Here is a 15,453-nt window from a genome sequence, read left to right on the forward strand (position 1 = left end):
AGACGGCGACACGCTGACACTGCGCGGCAGCGCAAAGGGAGACGGCTATACCATCGGCTTCGGCGACTGCATCGGAACCGTCCAACCACCGATCGAAAACCCGTTCAAACGGTGATGGAAATGGGCCAAGGCGTATCGTATGTCGGATACATCGCAATGAGCCTCGACGGGTTCATCGCAAATGAGAACGGCAGCGTCGACTGGCTCAACCCTTTCAACGAGAAGCTGGCCGCCGACGGGGACGACGGCGGCTATGGTGACTTCATCAGCGGAATTGACGCGCTGATCATGGGCCGGTCAACCTATGAGCAAGTGCTTGGCTGGGGCTGGCCCTACGAAGACCGCGCTGGATACGTGCTGACGCGGCAAATGGGTTATCAGGGAAAGCACGTTGCTGCTGCAGGGAATATCGATGCGCTGCGAAATGCCATTGAACAGGCCGGGCATCAGCGCGTCTGGGTTATGGGCGGCGGTGAAACGCAACGTGCGGCTCTGGAAGCCGGGATGTTCGATAAAGTGCGTGTTTTCATTATGCCTATCCTTTTGGGTCGGGGTCTTCCCTGCTTTGCGCCCGGAGATCAGCGATATCTGGATCTGAACGAAGTCTCGCAACACCCAGGCGGCATTTTACAAATCGACTACAGCATCAAGCATTGAACTGAATGGCCAATACCTGTGCGTCCCAGTGGCGGGGACATGTAGGAAAAGACAGTCTTTTTTTTCGAAATCGGCAGCGGGCAGTTCGTCGATTGGTGTAATCAAAAACACGCGCGACTTCGTAGACAGCACCTATCGGCTGGTGCGATCCCGAGATGTGGGAGGCCCTGCACGGCTGAAGAAGTCGTGTAAACTTGATCCAGATCGTTTTGCGCCGCGGAAATAGGTGGAATCATGACCTGAAGCCCTCGGCATGACCATGCCGAAGGACAGGATCGTGTGCGCCGTCGGCGCCAGAGTATCGGGGGAGAACCCATGAACAAGATCTTCGAAGTTCCACTCTATGCCTATGAACGCAGCCCGGATCAGGATGCGGCAAGCTCGGTGCGGCACAAAGTGATCGTGATCGGTGCGGGGCCAATTGGCCTGGCCGCGGCAATCGATCTGGCCCAGCAAGGGGTCGAGGTCGTTGTGCTGGACGACAATGACAAGGTCAGTTTCGGCAGCCGCGCGATCTGCTTCTCGCAACGCACGCTTGACATCGCAGACCGTCTGGGCGCGGGCCAGCCGATGGTCGAAAAAGGCGTATTCTGGGATGCCGGAAAGGTCTATTTCGACGACCGGCAGGTCTATGAATTCAACCTGCAACCGGACACGGGCTACGCCAACCCGGCTTTCATAAACCTGCAGCAGTATTACTTCGAAAAAGCCCTCGTCGATCGTATTCGGGAATTGCAGGCCGAGGGCGCGCCTGTTGAAATCCGCGGACGCAACAAGGTCGAAGCCATTGGCACCCACGACGACCACGTCAAGCTTGAAGTCCAAACGCCAGAAGGCCCTTACAACATTGAAGCTGATTGGCTGATCGCCTGCGACGGAGCGAATTCGCCGACCCGCCGCATGCTGGGTCTGGATTTCGAAGGCCGCGTGTTCGAAGACAATTTCCTGATCGCCGATGTGGTGATGGAGGCCGATTTCCCAAGCGAGCGCTGGTTCTGGTTCGATCCGCCTTTCAACCGGGGACAATCCGCATTGCTGCACAAACAGCCTGACAATGTCTGGCGCATCGATCTGCAATTGGGCTGGGACATCGACAAAGAGCAGGAAAAGCGGCCCGAAAATGTCATCCCCCGCCTCAAGGCGATGCTGGGCGAAGACGTCAAGTTCGATCTGGAATGGGTGTCGATCTACACCTTCCAATGCCGCCGGATGGAACGGTTCCGTTACGGGCGTGTGCTGTTCGCCGGTGACAGCGCCCATCAGGTCAGCCCGTTCGGGGCCCGTGGCGCCAATTCCGGACTGCAGGACACGGACAACCTCTGTTGGAAGCTGAAACTTGTAATCGACGGACAAGCGCCCGAGCTTTTGCTGGATAGCTACAGCCGCGAGAGGGTGGAGGCCGCAGATGAGAACATCCGCATGTCCACACGCTCGACCGAGTTCATCACGCCGAAATCCGATATGTCCCGTCTGTTGCGCGACGCGGTTCTGGACCTCAGCGAACATTACGAATTTGCGCGACCGCTGGTAAATTCAGGCCGGCTAAGCACCCCTTGCGCCTATAGCGCATCGTCGCTCAGCTCGGCGGATGCGTTGAACGGGCCGGACATCACGCGCCCCGGCTCGGCCTGCCCGGACGCGCCGTTGGGCGATGAGTTCCTGTTGCCGAAACTGGCGGGTAAATTCACGCTGCTGACAATTGATGCGGATGCTCCGGACAGCATCGAAGAAGGCGGGATCAAGGCCACGCGTCTGGCGCTCTCGGTCAAAGACGATCCGACGCTGGAACTGAAACGCCGATATCTGGGTGATGCTACCAGCGCGGTTTATCTGATCCGTCCGGATCAACACGTTGCCGCGCGGCGTGACACGTTCGAGGAAAACGCATTCCGGCAGGCAATCCGCCGGGCAACCGGTAAGGAGTAAGCGACATGACCGATCTGATCCTCACCCCCAATCTGGACAATGCCGATGGGTTCTATGCCGATCTGGTAGCAGCCCATGAGGGGCTGGACAGGCCTGAAAGCGACGCCCTGAATGCGCGTCTGGTGCTGATCCTGGCCAATCACATCGGCAACGAGGACGTCTTGTCACAAGCTCTGAAAGCCGCCACGCTGAAAGACAGCTGATGGATTAAGGAGAACGGCCTGGGTGGCGTGGTGCTGTATGATTTCTGGCGGTCATCGGCCAGTTACCGGGTCCGAATTGCGCGAAACATCCTGCCTTTATCGCAGCACACCCAGATGCCAATGCACCGCCTTGAACAACGCACAGCGTCTGTGTTTGGGCGCAAGTGGTAATGCCCGTCGTACCAGCCTAAATTCGTCGAAACGAAGGCAGGAGGTCTTTATGCCTGAAATCACCGGCTATCACGCCCACATCTATTTCGACGCCGAAACTCAGGACATCGCCCAGCAGGTCTGCGAAGAGGCGGCGCGCCAGTTTCCCGTGCAAATGGGACGGATGCACGCCCGCAATGTCGGTCCGCATCCCCGGTGGAGTTGCCAACTGGGCTTTGGCCCAGACGCATTCGATCAGGTGATTCCGTGGTTGATGCTGAACCGGCAGGGCCTGACAATCTTCACCCACCCGGAAACCGGCGACCATCTTGCGGATCACCGGGATCGGGCCATCTGGATGGGTGAAATGCTGGAACTTGATCTGTCGATCTTTGACAAGTTGGGCGCTTAAGTCAGCGCCCGCGCCTGATCCCGCAGTTTGAATTTTTGAATCTTACCGGTCGAGGTCTTAGGCAAAGGTCCGAACACCACCGTTTTTGGGGCCTTGAAATGGGCCATGTTATCCCGGCAGAACGCGATGATCTCAGCATCGGTCGCCTGCGCATTTGGCTTTAACTCGATGAACGCACAGGGCGTTTCGCCCCATTTCTCATCCGGACGCGCGACCACGGCGGCTTCCATCACGGCAGGATGCTTATAAAGAATATCCTCGACCTCGACCGATGAGATATTCTCGCCCCCCGAGATGATGATGTCCTTTGAGCGATCCTTAAGCGCGATATAGCCGTCCGGGTGCATCACACCCAGGTCGCCCGACGCAAACCAGCCGCCCCTGAATGCCTTGTCCGTGGCATCGGCATTCTTCAGGTAGCCTTTCATGACGACGTTGCCCTGCATGAAAATCTCACCCATCGTCTCGCCATCCGCGGGCACAGGTTCGAGCGTGTCCGGATCGGCAACCATCAGCCCTGACAAAGCCGTGTAACGAACGCCCTGACGGACCTTTAGCGCAGCGCGTTCTTCGGCCGCTTTGTCGTTCCACTCGTCTTTCCAAGCGCAGACGACGGAGGGACCATACGTCTCGGTCAGACCGTAAACGTGCGTGACCTCTACGCCCATGTTCTCCATGCTTTCGATAACGGCTGCGGGCGGAGGGGCACCGGCTGTCATCACTTTGATCTCATGATCGAAATCCTTGAGGTGATCGGGCGCATTTGCCAACATGTTCAGCACGATCGGCGCACCGCAGAAATGGGTCACTTTCTCGTCCCGGAACGCCGCATAAATCGGCTCGTCCCGAACGGCTCGCAGACAGACCGAAACGCCGGCGTTCGCGGCCATCGCCCACGGGAAACACCAACCATTGCAATGGAACATCGGCAGCGTCCATAGGTAGACCGAGTGCTTCGGCATGTTCCAGTCCAGTAGGTCCGACTGCGCATTCAACGTGGCCCCCCTGTGGTGGTACACGACTCCCTTCGGGTTGCCTGTGGTGCCGGACGTGTAGTTCAGCGTGATTGCGTCCCACTCATCCTTGGGAAGGGACCAGTTGAACTCAGGGTCGCCTTCGGCCAGCAACGCGTCATAGGTCAGGTTGCCGAGCCTCTCGCCTCCGTCAAAGCTTGGGTCCTCAATATCGATAACCAACAGGTCGTGATCGACCTGTACCAGCGCCTCTTTTACCACCCCTGAAAACTCGGGATCGACGAACAGAATCTTTGATTCTGCGTGATTCAGGATGAAGGCAATGATAGGTGCGTCCAATCGGGTGTTGATGGCATTCAGAACAGCACCTGCCATCGGCACTCCAAAATGCGCCTCATACATTTCCGGAATGTTGGCCGCGATAATTGAAACCGTGTCGCCCGCGCTGATTCCACGTGCGGACAATGCGCCTGCTAGTCGGCGACAGCGGGCATAGGTTTCAGCCCATGTATAGCGACGCGCGCCGTAAACCACGGAAGGATAATCCGGGTAAATGTGCGCGGTCCGCTCGATAAAACTCAGCGGCGACAGCGGCGTGTAATTTGCCCGGCATTTGTCCAAATGACGCTCATAGATGTTGGCTAGTGTCATTTGCTGATCCTCCCTCTTCAATTCCGGCGAATTGAGCACAAAGTCGTTCATCTGACAAACCCGTAAAAATACGTCGCGGCCATGGACTGGAATTACGGGATGGTGCAATCTGGCCCTATCTCCGACAGTGCTTTCGCGGTGATCTGAGCCATCGAAAACAAAAGGCCGGGACCGCCGATTTATGGCAACCCGCGCACCAGCCATTCTGAAAGGACATGTCATGGACGGCACGTTCAACGAAAACGATCTTTCCCACGTAGTCGAAGCAGACCGCGCCCATATCTGGCACCACCTGCTGCAGCATAAGCCATTGGAAACCAATGATCCGAAGATCATTGTTGAAGGCAAAGGCATGCGTGTCTGGGACCAGAACGGCAAAGAGCACCTGGATGCCGTGTCCGGTGGTGTCTGGACCGTAAACGTCGGCTATGGCCGCGAATCGATCTGTAAGGCGGTTCACGACCAGCTGATGAAACTGTGCTATTTCGCCAATACCGCGGGTTCGATCCCTGGTTCGATCTTTGCTGAAAAGCTGATCGACAAGATGCCGGGCATGAGCCGGGTGTACTACACCAACTCCGGTTCTGAAGCCAACGAGAAGGCCTTCAAGATGGTTCGCCAGATCGCGCACAAGCGCTATGGCGGCAAGAAAACCAAGATCCTGTATCGTGACCGCGACTATCACGGCTCGACCCTGGCAACCATGTCGGCAGGCGGTCAGGACGAGCGTACGGCGCAGTATGGCCCCTTCGCACCCGACTTCGTCCGCGTTCCGCACTGCATGGAATACCGCAAGCACGAGCTGGGTATGGAAGACCTGTCCGGCGAGGCATTCGGCAAAGCAGCCGCTGACGCCATCGAAGAGGTGATCCTGCGCGAAGGTCCGGAAACCGTTGGTGCGCTGTGCCTTGAGCCGGTAACCGCAGGCGGCGGCGTGATTGAAGCGCCAGCAGGCTACTGGGAGCGGGTACAAGAGATCTGCAAAAAGTACGACATCCTGCTGCACATCGATGAAGTTGTTTGCGGCGTGGGTCGTACCGGCACGTGGTTCGGCTATCAGCAGTACGGCATCAAGCCCGACTTCGTGACCATGGCCAAAGGCGTTGCCTCGGGCTATGCCGCAATCGCCGTTATGGTCACCACCGAAGAAGTCTTTGACATGTTCAAAGACGACATGTCGGATCCGCTGAGCTATTTCCGCGACATCTCGACCTTTGGTGGCTGCACCGCCGGTCCGGCTGCCGCGATCGAGAACATGCGTATCATCGAAGACGAAAATCTGCTGCAGAACTGCACCGACATGGGCAATCGCATGATGGGCAACCTGCAGGCGCTGATGGAAAAGCACAAAGTCATCGGCGACGTGCGCGGCAAGGGTCTGTTCCTGGGCGCAGAACTGGTCGCTGACCGTGCCACCAAAGAGCCGATGGACGAGAAAAAGGTTCAGGCGGTTGTGGCTGACTGTATGGCGCAGGGCGTCATCATCGGAGCCACCAACCGCTCGATCCCAAGCCGCAATAACACGCTGTGCTTCTCGCCTGCGCTGATCGCCACTGCGGACGATATCGACCAGATCACCGACGCGGTCGATGGCGCACTGGGTCGCGTATTCGGCTGAACCTAACTGAATACATCTGCCACCACTCACGCACTTCCGGCAGATGAACTTGAACCGGCGCGCCCACCGCGCCGGTTTTTTTGTGTTTTCTGACACGGGTTTGCCAATTCCCACACCTCGAGTACCCTATACCGACCACACCCCATGCAGGAGACGTGTCCAATGGTACTCAATCTAATCCGGAGCCTTGCCACCCTTGCCCTTATCGCGGTCGCCGCCCCAGCCAGCGCCGATGATGGCAGTGGCTTCCCCCAGATCGTCGGCACTTGGCACGGCACTTACCTGGTGGCCTTCGCCAAATCGAACCCGAACCACGAGAAAGGTCTGTTGAAGACAGAAATGGAGCTGGAGATCACCAAACTGGACGGCAACCTGATCACCGCCACCAACCGCTGGCGGCGGATTGGCGACACGGAATGGATTGTGGAAGAAGCCATGGGTACGTTCAGCCTGGACGAACCGACCCGCTTTGTGTTGGCCGAAGCTGGGATTTCAGGCGAGGACGTTTCGGCCGGGATTTTCAACGGCGTTTATCTGGATGACGTGATCATGGGCACCTATGCCGGACCGGGAACCGGCGTGTCCTTCGCTGCGCAGTTGGTGAAGAAAGGCGCGGATCAGTAATCCGTCTTGACGAAACACATCAGTTTGAACAGATCACGGCAGCGCGTCAGACGCTTGATAGAATACAGTTTAACCCTGGATTTAGCCCGCAGCAGCGACGGCTGACTATTGAGTGATTGGCGTTTCCACCGCTTCACCGGCGCCCCGAATTGCCTCCAACGCCTGTTGATAGGCTGGTTGATCTCTGATCACATCCATATAGGTCTCGCCCAAAACCTGGCCGGAAACAACGTCCATAGGATAGTGCACGCCTCCGATAACACGTCCGTAACCGATTTCGCGTCCTAGCTTCTCAAGCGTCTCTGAATGCTCGGGGAAGACATCCGAGAGGACCGACGTATAGACAATGGCGCGGATTGTATGCCCGCTGGGATATGACGTGACCGGGAATGCCGTAGCGACAGGTTCAACAGCGTCGTTGATCACGAAAGGCCGCGGTATGTCATATGTCGCCTTAACCAAGTTGTAGTCGTCACGAACTTCATTGATAATTTGATCCAGCGTCTCACTCAAAAGCTGTGTGTCGACGTCCAAAAGTCCCGTTGCAACGATGGATGCAAAGCGCTCCAGATCTACCGATTGTTGGACAAAGTCAATTTGTTCGGCCGTCCGGCTTTCCTGCAGCCACATGACGGTGAACATTTCCTTTTCGAACGCCGGCGAGCCGGGTTCGGCAGGCGGGCCAATCAGCCCCACGGTATCGACGCTGTTCGCAGGGTAGAACTCGCCTGATATGGCGGGGCCGGACAGGGCAACGAACGCAACTACTGCAATAGTACTCTTGAACATCGTTACTTCCCCCTCAGGCTAAACAACGCGTACATCTGAAAAAGTATCAGGCTTCGGCGATCAGGGTTCCCCAGACCGAGGTTTCACCGCCCGTTTCACAGATGATTGTCTCCATACCTGTCACTTCATCAGTTCCGAAAGTACAGGCTGCAGACGCAGGGTTGCTTAGAAAAGCTAAATTTAGGGCCACAAGGCCCAAAGCAGCGGTGCGTATCATCACATCAACTCCAGATAGGTGACCTTCACGTGTTGATGGATTCTGGCTTCAAAAACTGTGCTTCGATTAAGTTTGCTTAACGTACTGATCGTCAGCCCGACTTAGCGTGTAACCAAGAACCCAACCTGCAGGGCCGGATGTCGGGAACAAGCAGGCGAAAGTACAAAAGCCCACGACAGATACACACAACAAAAAAGCCGCCCCAAGCGGGACGGCCCTTCTTTCACTGTCTCTTTTCAGAGGATCAGGCAGTCAGAGCAGCCTGAGCTTTGGCGACGATCGCGCCGAACGCTTCCGGTTCGTGCACGGCCAGATCGGCCAGAACTTTGCGGTCCACTTCGATACCGGCCAGGTTCAGGCCGTTGATGAAGCGGGAATATGTCAGTGCTTCGTCATGCGAACGGACAGCAGCGTTGATACGCTGGATCCACAGCGCGCGGAAGTTGCGCTTGCGGTTCTTACGGTCGCGGGTTGCGTACTGATTGGCCTTGTCGACGGCCTGACGGGCAACCTTGAAGGTGCTCTTGCGGCGGCCATAGTAACCTTTGGCGGCCTTGATGACCTTCTTGTGACGGGCGTGAGTTACGGTTCCACCTTTAACGCGGGACATCTCTTAATCTCCTCTTAGCGGTCGTAGGGCATGTAGCCCTTGACGATCTTGGCGTCGGGGGCGGACAGGGTGGTGTTGCCACGGGCATCGCGGATGAACTTCTTGGTCCGCTTGATCATGCCGTGCCGTTTGCCGGCTTGGCCAGCAAGGACCTTACCGGTCGCAGTCACCTTAAAGCGCTTCTTGGCGCTCGACTTGGTCTTCATCTTAGGCATTTCCGTCTCCTTTCAGGGTTCGGTACTAAACGCGACTCGGCATGCCATCTCGGCCGGTCACGCGATCAGAAGCGCCGTTTACGCAAGTTCAGTCATACTGGCAAGGGGGTTTGGACCAGAATCTGCGCTTTTCGCAGCTTGGTCTGGCACCGGGGCGACATCGCCGCCCCGGTGGATTGGTTTAATGTTCGAATTTGCGGATTTCACCGCTCTTCAGCCGCGATGCGTAAGATGCCAGTTCTTCGCGTACCACTTTCATCAGGAAGTAGAGCGCAAAGACATTCACGACAGCCATCGCAAAGATCGCCGCATCCGAGAAGTCGATGACCGGGCCGAGGTTGGCGGCCGCGCCGATGACAACGAAAATGCAGAAGATCACCTTGAACACCAGCTCCTTGGTGTGACCTTCGCCGAACAGGTAGGTCCAGGCCTTGAGGCCATAGTAGGACCAGCTGATCATGGTCGAGAAGGCAAACAAGACCACCGCAATCGCCAGCACATATGGGAACCAGCTAAAGGCGCTGGCAAAGGCCGCCGAGGTCAGGCTGACGCCCGAGTTACCGTCGACAGTTGCAATCGCGCTGCCATCTTCGGTCAGCATGTAGAGACCGGTTTCCGGATCGATGATCAACTGCTGGGTGATGATGATCACCAGTGCGGTCATGGTACAGATCACGACCGTATCGATGAACGGTTCCAGCAGGGACACAAAGCCTTCTGTGATCGGCTCACTGGTCCGCACGGCCGAGTGCGCGATCGCCGCAGAACCCACGCCCGCTTCGTTCGAGAATGCCGCACGACGGAAGCCTTGGATCAGCGCGCCGACCATACCGCCAGCCACGCCAAGCCCCGTGAAGGCGCCCTCGAAAATCTGACCAAAGGCCCAGCCGATCTGGTCTGCGTGCATGATGATAATCACCAAAGCGGCCAGCACGTACATGACGCCCATGAACGGAACGACCTTTTCGGTCACGCGTGCGATGGACTTCAGGCCACCGACGATCACTGCAAACACGATACCGGCGAAGACAAGGCCTGTGATCCAGCCGGGATAGTCGCCGGTGATACCCGCGATCTGCTGGTGCGCCTGATTGGCCTGGAACATGTTGCCGCCGCCCAGCGCGCCAAGGATACAGAAGATCGAGAACAGAACCGCCAGAATCTTACCGCCCGGCAGGCCCAGTTCTTTAAACCCTTTGGACATATAATACATCGGGCCACCCGAAACGGTGCCATCCTCGTATTCATTTCGATATTTCACACCCAGCGTACATTCGGTGAATTTCGACGCCATGCCCAACAGGCCGGCGACGATCATCCAGAAGGTCGCGCCTGGCCCGCCGATACCGACGGCCACCGCCACGCCGGCGATGTTGCCCAGGCCGACCGTACCCGACAGCGCCGTGGCCAGAGCCTGAAAGTGGCTGACCTCTCCCGCGTCGTTGGGATCAGAATAATCACCTTTCACAAGGCTGATTGCGTGGCCAAAGAACCTAAGCTGCACAAAGGCAAAATATAACGTGAAAACAGAAGCGGCGATCACCAGCCAACACACGATCCACGGCACGCTGGTGCCGGGAAACGGGGCAAAGATGAAACTGACGAACGGCCCGGTGAAGTCGGCGAATGCCTGATTGATTTTGTCGTCCAGACCGACGGCCTCTTGTGCCATTGCGGGGCTGGTAAACAGGGCGGCCGCCGCAGCCAGACCAAGATGTTTAAGCATGTTCATTCTTGTCCCTCCCCTCAGTTGACGACGGTGACCGGCACGTCGGCGTGCATGACCAGATTCTGGGTCGAGCTGCCAAACAGGCGTTTTTTGAATCCATCCGCCGAGGCGCGCCCGACGATGATCTGCGAACCGCCGTTGTCGACCGTGATCGTGTTTAAGGTTTCAGCGACGTCGCCGTGGCGCACTATGCCCTTTGCCGTAAACCCGTCCGCAGTCAGCCCATCGACGACAGGAGTGACGATGCGGTTGGTCGCCAAGGCGACCTCTTCTTCACGCCGCTTGTGCCGAAGCGCGTTTTCTTCCGGCGTCTGAAATGTGAATGGGGACCATTCGATGACGTAGACCACCAGCAATTCACACGTTCCGATGCGTTTTGCCAGATCCTTGGCGAAGGCAACGGCGCGTTCGCCGGTTTCTGTCCCGTCCAGTCCAATGACAATTTTTGTTGTCATGTCGTTCCTCCAATATTTTTTTGGTTGTCCGGGGCCCGTGCCCCCGGCAGGGCAGCCGGAACCTGGAACTTATTGAGTAGACCGCCCTGTGGTTAAGTATCCCGGAAAAACACGAAAAAATAGAGGGTTATCTTCCAAATTCAACCAAGAATTCGGTTTTACTTTGAAATTATTGTATATTTTCTGCGTAAAAAATAGGCGCGCCATTAAAGGCACAGGCTTGTGGCGCACCTAAATTCTCTCAGATCAGCCGGGATCTGTATTGTAGATCAGACGCTCATCGCAGGGTGCGATGCGCAGAATATTGGTCGTTCCCGGGACGTTGAAAGGCACGCCAGCGGTTACAACGATCTGATCGGCTTCGGATGCGAACCCACCGGCACGGGCCGCACGGGCCGCGTTGACGACAGCCCCTTTGAACCGCTCCAGTTCAGGCGTCATCACGCAATGGCACCCCCAGCTCAGACACAGACGCCGCGCAGTTCCGGTGGCTGGCGTCATCGCGATGATAGGCACGCCGGGACGTTCCCGAGCAGTCAGCAATGCGGTGGTGCCGCTTTGTGTAAAGCAGCAAATCGCTTTGATATCCGTCTTTTCCGCGATCTCACGCGCAGCGGCCACAATGCCATCCGCGACGGAGTGCCCCTTGGCCGTGCGGGAGGCCGCGATGATCTGCGTATAGGTCGGGTCGGCCTCGACCTCGATGGCGACCTTGTTCATGGTCTGCACTGCTTCGATGGGATAGGAACCAGCGGCCGATTCAGCACTGAGCATGATCGCATCGGTACCTTCATAGATCGCCGTTGCGACGTCCGAAACCTCAGCCCGGGTGGGCATCGGGCTTTCGATCATGCTCTCCAGCATCTGGGTGGCGACGATGACCGGCTTTGCCGCTGCACGGCATTTCCGGACCAACCGTTTCTGAATCGGCGGCACCGCAGAAACCGGCAGCTCAACACCGAGATCGCCGCGAGCGACCATGATCCCATCCGACGCATCCAGAATGTCGTCAAACGCCTCAACTGCGGCAGGCTTTTCGATCTTGGAAAGGATAGAGGCGCGGCCATCCGCCAACGCGCGGGCTTCGAACACGTCCTTGGCACGCTGCACAAAGCTCAGCGCCAACCAATCCACACCCAGTTGGCAAACAAATTCCAGATCGTCGCGGTCCTTGGCGGACAAGGCCGCCAGCGGCAGCACCACGTCGGGTACGTTCACGCCCTTGCGGTTCGAAATCGTGCCGCCGACCTCAACCGTGCAATTGGCGAAATCCTGGCCACAGTCTTTCACGATCAGGCGGATTTTGCCGTCATTGACCAACAGACGCGCACCCGGCTCCAGTGCGGCGAAGATCTCGGGATGTGGCAGGCACACGCGGCTGACGTCGCCGGGCACAGGGTCGAGATCCAGGCGAAATTCAGCCCCCTCCTCCAGTTCCTCGGCATCATTGGCAAAGACACCAACCCGCAATTTTGGACCCTGCAGGTCAGCCAGAATCGCAATCGGGCTTTCCAAGTCCTTTTCAACCTGCCGGATAATACGGTGCCGTTCACGGATCTCGTCATGGCTGCCGTGGCTCATGTTCAGGCGGAACACATCCGCTCCGGCCTCGTGCAAAGCACGAATGGTGTCATAATCGTTCGACGCCGGTCCCAGCGTCGCCACGATTTTCACATTTCTCAGGCGTCGCATCGGTCTTGCTCTCCTAACGTCTTATCTTGAGTCGGCAACAATGTTACCGCAAACATTGCTCAGGCCGCTTATTGCGCAATTCCCTTTTCAAAGCAACTGCCCTACACCTGCGACAAACTAGATGACAGGCTTATGACGTATTCCCCGTTTTTTATCCACGGCGCCGATCGCCCCTCGCGCTGGCTGATCACATGCGACCACGCAACCAACACGGTTCCGCCCGAAATCAACGGCGGCGACCTGGGACTGCCGCGCGAGGATATGGAGCGCCATATCGCTTATGACGTCGGGGCCTATGAGGTGTCGAAACATCTGGGAGAGATCCTGAACGCCCCGGTGATCGCCGCCAATTTTTCTCGGCTCGTGATCGACCCGAACCGAGGTGAAGATGACCCGACCCTGCTGATGAAGCTTTATGACGGTTCGATCATTCCCGGCAACCGCCACGCCGACGCGGCCGAGCGTGAACGACGTCTGAATATGTGCTACCGCCCCTATCATGAAGCACTGGCACAGATGGCCGCGCTGCCCCATGCGGTGATCGTTTCCATGCACTCGTTCACACGGCAGCTGCGGGGACGAGAACCGCGCCCATGGCACATCGGAATTCTGCACACGCCGGACGAACGCTTCTCGCGCCCCCTGATCAACCGGCTGAAGGCCGAGGGCGATCTGTCCGTCGGCGTCAATGAGCCGTATACCGGTGTTCTGCCGGGTGATGCGATTGACAAGCACTGCACCAGCTTTGGACGGCCTAATGCGTTGATAGAACTGAGAAATGACCTGATTGCAGATAATGCAGGGCAGCGAGAATGGGCAGAGCGTCTGGCACCGATCCTGCAGGACGCACTGGACGAAAGCAGGTTGTGACGTAAGGTCAATGCAGGTCGTTTTCGGCGCTCACGTCATTGTGAGCGCATCTCCTGATCCCCATATATTTCAGGAAAGGAGACGACCATGACTCAGGAATTCCTGACGACCGTCTTCGGCTGGATGACGGTTCTAAACATCGCCCTTCTGCTTTTTACCACGCTGATGATCATAGGCTTTCGGGACTGGATCGCCGGAATACACAGCAGAATGTTCCAAATGGAACGTGCAGAGGTCAAAAGGGCCTACTTTAGGTATCTTGCCAACTACAAGATCCTGACAATCGTGTTCTGCATGATGCCATGGCTGGCACTTAAACTGGCATAGGACCAATGTCCAAAGCCGCGAAGGGCCGCAAGGCCCTTCGTGTTTGTTGTAAGACCGCGTTTGGATCGTTAAGTCAGGCTCAGAACGCCAGAAAACCAGTCGGAGCCAGACCATGGACAAGCAAACCGAAATCGAACTTCAGGCCGCCGCGTTCCGCCGGTTGCAAAAGCACCTGATGGAAGACCGCAAGGATGTGCAGAACATCGACATGATGAATCTGGCCGGGTTCTGCCGCAACTGCCTGTCGCGGTGGTATCAGGAAGCCGCCAATGAAAAAGGCATTGAGATGGGCAAAGACGAGGCCCGCGAGATTTTCTATGGCATGACGATGGATGAGTGGAAGGCCAAATACCAGACCGAGGCGAGTCCCGAAAAACAGGCCGCTTTCAAGGTCGCGTTCGAAGAGAACGTCACTGATAAGGGCTAGTCCTGAAACGAAGAAGGCCCGCCAGATCGGCGGGCCTCTTTCTTTAGATTGCGGCCTTGCGGCTTTCGTCCAGGTAAATCTCGCGCAACCGTTTCGCGATTGGGCCGGGCGTTCCGTCGCCCAAGGTCACGCCGTCGATCTCAACCACCGGCATGACAAAGGCGCTGGCCGAGGTGGTGAAGGCCTCGTCTGCCTCTTTCGCCTCTTCAATGGTGAACAGGCGTTCTTCCACTTCCATTTGGGCCTCTGCCGCCATGCGCAGAACCGCCTTGCGGGTGATACCGTGCAGAATGTCGTTCGACAGCGGGCGGGTGACAATCTTGCCGCCTTTGACGAAGTATGCGTTGTTGCTGGTGCCTTCGGTCACATAACCGTCTTCAACCAGCCACGCGTCGTCACAACCTGCCTTCTTGGCCATCATCTTGCCCATCGACGGGTACAGCAACTGCACGGTCTTAATGTCGCGACGGCCCCAGCGAATATCCTCGATCGAGATGATCTTGGCACCCTTCTTGGCTGCGGGGCTATCGGCCAGGCCCGGCTTGTTCTGAGTGAACAGAACGAGGCTGGGCTTGGTATCCGCCGACGGGAATACAAAGTCCCGATCGCCATCCGAGCCACGGCTGACCTGCAGATAGACCAGACCTTCTTCGATGCCGTTCAGCTCCACCAGTTTGCGGTGAATCTCCAGCAGTTCTTCCTTGGTGCAGGGCTCGGCCATCTCCAGCTCGTCCAGCGACCGCTTCAGGCGCACGGCGTGGCCTTCGAAATCGATCAGCTTGCCGTCCAGAACGCTAGTGACTTCGTAAACGGCGTCTGCGAACAGAAAACCACGGTCAAAGATGGATACCTTGGCCTCGGTCTCGGGCAGGTAGTCGCCGTTTACGTAAACGGTGCGGGTCATGTC

The 15,453-nt window shown here is 57.3% G+C and carries 18 protein-coding genes; 9 read left to right on the forward strand and 9 right to left on the reverse strand.

The genetic code is table 11. The annotated features are described in order from the left end of the window. Positions 1–120 precede the first annotated feature (120 nt). The 4 genes from ACR0AA_RS21330 (at position 121) to ACR0AA_RS21345 (ending at position 3,348) form a co-directional block, all read left to right on the forward strand. Complete coding sequence (locus tag ACR0AA_RS21330) at positions 121–657, forward strand: dihydrofolate reductase family protein (protein WP_480665816.1); 537 nt, start codon at positions 121–123, stop codon at positions 655–657. 315 nt (positions 658–972) lie between these two features. Further along, entirely contained in the window at positions 973–2,583 is a 1,611-nt protein-coding gene (locus tag ACR0AA_RS21335) for an FAD-dependent oxidoreductase (protein ID WP_480665818.1), read from the forward strand. 5 nt (positions 2,584–2,588) lie between these two features. Continuing rightward, positions 2,589–2,786, forward strand: coding sequence for a DUF2783 domain-containing protein (locus tag ACR0AA_RS21340; protein WP_480757277.1), 198 nt, complete (start codon positions 2,589–2,591; stop codon positions 2,784–2,786). 220 nt (positions 2,787–3,006) lie between these two features. Next, on the forward strand, positions 3,007–3,348 hold the full coding sequence (locus ACR0AA_RS21345) for a DOPA 4,5-dioxygenase family protein (RefSeq protein ID WP_480665820.1): 342 nt from the start codon (positions 3,007–3,009) through the stop codon (positions 3,346–3,348). Here ACR0AA_RS21345 and ACR0AA_RS21350 read toward each other — a convergent pair. Next, positions 3,345–4,973, reverse strand: a complete 1,629-nt coding sequence (locus ACR0AA_RS21350) for an acyl-CoA synthetase (protein ID WP_480757280.1) — start codon at positions 4,971–4,973, stop codon at positions 3,345–3,347. The genes ACR0AA_RS21345 and ACR0AA_RS21350 overlap by 4 nt on opposite strands. 220 nt (positions 4,974–5,193) lie before the next feature. Between ACR0AA_RS21350 and ACR0AA_RS21355 the strand changes: the two genes are divergently transcribed. Both ACR0AA_RS21355 and ACR0AA_RS21360 read left to right on the forward strand, forming a co-directional pair. Beyond that, positions 5,194–6,591 (forward strand): aminotransferase family protein, encoded by a 1,398-nt coding sequence (locus ACR0AA_RS21355; protein WP_480665879.1) that lies wholly within the window; start codon positions 5,194–5,196, stop codon positions 6,589–6,591. A 162-nt stretch (positions 6,592–6,753) separates the two neighbouring features. After that, positions 6,754–7,215, forward strand: coding sequence for a hypothetical protein (locus ACR0AA_RS21360; protein ID WP_480757282.1), 462 nt, complete (start codon positions 6,754–6,756; stop codon positions 7,213–7,215). A 105-nt stretch (positions 7,216–7,320) separates the two neighbouring features. Here ACR0AA_RS21360 and ACR0AA_RS21365 read toward each other — a convergent pair whose 3' ends face one another. The 7 genes from ACR0AA_RS21365 to pyk all read right to left on the reverse strand — a co-directional run bounded on the left by ACR0AA_RS21365 (position 7,321) and on the right by pyk (position 12,922). Then, positions 7,321–8,004 (reverse strand): phosphatase PAP2 family protein, encoded by a 684-nt coding sequence (locus ACR0AA_RS21365; RefSeq protein WP_480665823.1) that lies wholly within the window; start codon positions 8,002–8,004, stop codon positions 7,321–7,323. Positions 8,005–8,050: 46 nt separating this feature from the next. Next, positions 8,051–8,221: a hypothetical protein gene (locus ACR0AA_RS21370; protein ID WP_480757285.1), complete on the reverse strand. Its 171-nt coding sequence runs from the start codon at positions 8,219–8,221 to the stop codon at positions 8,051–8,053. A gap of 244 nt (positions 8,222–8,465) precedes the next feature. Then, positions 8,466–8,831: a 50S ribosomal protein L20 gene (gene rplT, locus ACR0AA_RS21375; RefSeq protein ID WP_152457001.1), complete on the reverse strand. Its 366-nt coding sequence runs from the start codon at positions 8,829–8,831 to the stop codon at positions 8,466–8,468. Between the two features lie 14 nt (positions 8,832–8,845). Beyond that, on the reverse strand, positions 8,846–9,046 hold the full coding sequence (gene rpmI, locus ACR0AA_RS21380; RefSeq protein WP_010443552.1) for a 50S ribosomal protein L35: 201 nt from the start codon (positions 9,044–9,046) through the stop codon (positions 8,846–8,848). Between the two features lie 181 nt (positions 9,047–9,227). Beyond that, positions 9,228–10,778 carry an alanine/glycine:cation symporter family protein gene (locus tag ACR0AA_RS21385; protein ID WP_480665825.1) on the reverse strand — a complete coding sequence of 517 codons (1,551 nt, stop codon included), beginning with the start codon at positions 10,776–10,778 and terminating at the stop codon, positions 9,228–9,230. Positions 10,779–10,792: 14 nt separating this feature from the next. Then, positions 10,793–11,230 carry a universal stress protein gene (locus tag ACR0AA_RS21390; protein WP_480665826.1) on the reverse strand — a complete coding sequence of 146 codons (438 nt, stop codon included), beginning with the start codon at positions 11,228–11,230 and terminating at the stop codon, positions 10,793–10,795. 246 nt (positions 11,231–11,476) lie between these two features. Continuing rightward, a complete protein-coding gene (pyk, locus tag ACR0AA_RS21395; RefSeq protein WP_480665827.1) occupies positions 11,477–12,922 on the reverse strand; it encodes a pyruvate kinase in 1,446 nt (481 codons plus the stop codon). A 132-nt stretch (positions 12,923–13,054) separates the two neighbouring features. Here pyk and ACR0AA_RS21400 point away from each other — a divergent pair, with 132 nt between their 5' ends. From ACR0AA_RS21400 to ACR0AA_RS21410, 3 genes are all read left to right on the forward strand, one after another. Continuing rightward, positions 13,055–13,792 carry an N-formylglutamate amidohydrolase gene (locus tag ACR0AA_RS21400; RefSeq protein WP_480665828.1) on the forward strand — a complete coding sequence of 246 codons (738 nt, stop codon included), beginning with the start codon at positions 13,055–13,057 and terminating at the stop codon, positions 13,790–13,792. Positions 13,793–13,879: 87 nt separating this feature from the next. Beyond that, positions 13,880–14,119: a DUF6868 family protein gene (locus tag ACR0AA_RS21405; protein WP_480665829.1), complete on the forward strand. Its 240-nt coding sequence runs from the start codon at positions 13,880–13,882 to the stop codon at positions 14,117–14,119. 112 nt (positions 14,120–14,231) lie between these two features. Continuing rightward, positions 14,232–14,546, forward strand: coding sequence for a DUF1244 domain-containing protein (locus tag ACR0AA_RS21410; protein ID WP_480665830.1), 315 nt, complete (start codon positions 14,232–14,234; stop codon positions 14,544–14,546). Between the two features lie 43 nt (positions 14,547–14,589). Here the strand turns inward: ACR0AA_RS21410 and ACR0AA_RS21415 are convergent, their stop codons facing one another. After that, a complete protein-coding gene (locus ACR0AA_RS21415; RefSeq protein WP_480665831.1) occupies positions 14,590–15,450 on the reverse strand; it encodes a D-amino-acid transaminase in 861 nt (286 codons plus the stop codon). Between the last annotated feature and the right edge of the window lie 3 nt (positions 15,451–15,453).

It is taken from the genome of Ruegeria sp. CE8 (assembly GCF_056537465.1).

Excerpts from the sequence above, each read along its gene's own strand:
- ACR0AA_RS21330 (WP_480665816.1), top strand. The coding sequence starts at position 121 with ATGGGCCAAGGCGTATCGTATGTCGGATACATCGCAATGAGCCTCGAC.
- ACR0AA_RS21335 (WP_480665818.1), top strand. The coding sequence starts at position 973 with ATGAACAAGATCTTCGAAGTTCCACTCTATGCCTATGAACGCAGCCCG.
- rplT (WP_152457001.1), bottom strand. The coding sequence starts at position 8,831 with ATGTCCCGCGTTAAAGGTGGAACCGTAACTCACGCCCGTCACAAGAAG.
- pyk (WP_480665827.1), bottom strand. The coding sequence starts at position 12,922 with ATGCGACGCCTGAGAAATGTGAAAATCGTGGCGACGCTGGGACCGGCG.
- ACR0AA_RS21350 (WP_480757280.1), bottom strand. The coding sequence starts at position 4,973 with ATGACACTAGCCAACATCTATGAGCGTCATTTGGACAAATGCCGGGCA.
- ACR0AA_RS21360 (WP_480757282.1), top strand. The coding sequence starts at position 6,754 with ATGGTACTCAATCTAATCCGGAGCCTTGCCACCCTTGCCCTTATCGCG.
- ACR0AA_RS21340 (WP_480757277.1), top strand. The coding sequence starts at position 2,589 with ATGACCGATCTGATCCTCACCCCCAATCTGGACAATGCCGATGGGTTC.
- ACR0AA_RS21405 (WP_480665829.1), top strand. The coding sequence starts at position 13,880 with ATGACTCAGGAATTCCTGACGACCGTCTTCGGCTGGATGACGGTTCTA.
- ACR0AA_RS21390 (WP_480665826.1), bottom strand. The coding sequence starts at position 11,230 with ATGACAACAAAAATTGTCATTGGACTGGACGGGACAGAAACCGGCGAA.
- ACR0AA_RS21400 (WP_480665828.1), top strand. The coding sequence starts at position 13,055 with ATGACGTATTCCCCGTTTTTTATCCACGGCGCCGATCGCCCCTCGCGC.
- ACR0AA_RS21385 (WP_480665825.1), bottom strand. The coding sequence starts at position 10,778 with ATGAACATGCTTAAACATCTTGGTCTGGCTGCGGCGGCCGCCCTGTTT.
- ACR0AA_RS21410 (WP_480665830.1), top strand. The coding sequence starts at position 14,232 with ATGGACAAGCAAACCGAAATCGAACTTCAGGCCGCCGCGTTCCGCCGG.
- ACR0AA_RS21355 (WP_480665879.1), top strand. The coding sequence starts at position 5,194 with ATGGACGGCACGTTCAACGAAAACGATCTTTCCCACGTAGTCGAAGCA.
- ACR0AA_RS21370 (WP_480757285.1), bottom strand. The coding sequence starts at position 8,221 with ATGATACGCACCGCTGCTTTGGGCCTTGTGGCCCTAAATTTAGCTTTT.
- ACR0AA_RS21365 (WP_480665823.1), bottom strand. The coding sequence starts at position 8,004 with ATGTTCAAGAGTACTATTGCAGTAGTTGCGTTCGTTGCCCTGTCCGGC.
- rpmI (WP_010443552.1), bottom strand. The coding sequence starts at position 9,046 with ATGCCTAAGATGAAGACCAAGTCGAGCGCCAAGAAGCGCTTTAAGGTG.
- ACR0AA_RS21345 (WP_480665820.1), top strand. The coding sequence starts at position 3,007 with ATGCCTGAAATCACCGGCTATCACGCCCACATCTATTTCGACGCCGAA.
- ACR0AA_RS21415 (WP_480665831.1), bottom strand. The coding sequence starts at position 15,450 with ATGACCCGCACCGTTTACGTAAACGGCGACTACCTGCCCGAGACCGAG.